This window comes from Mesorhizobium sp. M0293 (assembly GCF_040321735.1).
In the GTDB taxonomy this organism is placed as follows: domain Bacteria; phylum Pseudomonadota; class Alphaproteobacteria; order Rhizobiales; family Rhizobiaceae; genus Mesorhizobium.
Window position 1 is genome coordinate 1 of the sequence record NZ_JAMYSA010000289.1, and the last position, 1,065, is coordinate 1,065.

The 1,065-nt window shown below is 65.4% G+C and carries 1 protein-coding gene and 1 pseudogene; both read right to left on the reverse strand.

Annotation, left to right across the window (positions count from 1 at the left end):
• Positions 1-784 (reverse strand): TPM domain-containing protein (locus NKJ06_RS35510; protein WP_502905681.1); only part of this gene is annotated, 784 nt, incomplete at its 3' end.
• 64 nt (positions 785-848) lie between these two features.
• Positions 849-1,065 (reverse strand): annotated as a pseudogene (locus tag NKJ06_RS35515) (TPM domain-containing protein); the annotation flags it as partial.

The window sequence follows — 1,065 nt, forward strand, 5'->3', positions numbered from 1 at the left end:
CGCCGGAAAAACCGCCACCGCTGCTGGCCCCCGAAGACCAGCCCCTGCTCGAACTTCCCGACGACCAGCCGCCGCCCGACGACGAACCCGTTGTCCAGCCGCTCCTGCCGCCCGACCCGCTCGGTCCGCGGCCGTAGCGAAAGGTCATGCCCAGCCATTTGTACACGCCCGGCGACAGCTTTGTGCCGAACATCGGCGGCAGGAATGCCATCGCCATCCCGCCGAAGAACATCGTCGCCCACAGGATCAGGAACACCGCGAATATTGGGTCGATAGAAATGCTGTTGTCAGCGGGATTACGGTGGCCGCGTGCCTCCAGCTCCTCCGGATTGCCTTCCAGCACCATGATCATGTCGTCGACGGCCTTTCTGATCCCGCCGGAGAAATCGCCAGCGCGGAAGGCCGGCACCATGTCGTTTTCGATGATCAGCTTGGTATGCAGGTCGGTCAGCGTGCCTTCAAGGCCATAGCCCACCTCGATGCGCATCTTGCGATCGTTCTGGGCCACCAGCAGCAGGACGCCGTTGTTTTCCTTGGCCTGGCCGAGTTTCCAGAAGCGGAACAGCCGGTTGGCGTAGGGCTCGATCTCCTCGCCATCAAGGCTGGGGATCGTCGCGACGACGATCTGGTCGGAGCCTTTTGTCTGGAAATCGGCGAGCTTCCGGGTCAGCGACGCCCTGGTCGCGGCATCGATGATGCCGGCATTGTCGACGACACGGCCCGTCAGCGCCGGCAGGTCGGCGGCAGAAGCCGAGAAGCAGGAGAACAGCACGGCCACAGCCATCAGGACGACTGAGGCGAAGCGGCCGGGTTTCGATAGGCTGATGGTGCGGATCGTCATGCCGTCCCCAGCTTCCCGACGAGCCGCCGCCGCCGGACGAGCCGCCGCCACCGGAAAAGCCGCCACCGACGCCTCCCGAAGACCAACCGCCGCCGGAGCTTCCCGACGACCAGCCGCCACCGGAGGATCGCCGGCTTGGCTCGAAGCTCATGCCGACCCAGCGGTAGCGGCAGGGACCGCGCTTCTGGCCGAAAATCGGTGGCAGGACGGAAACCGCGATGCTG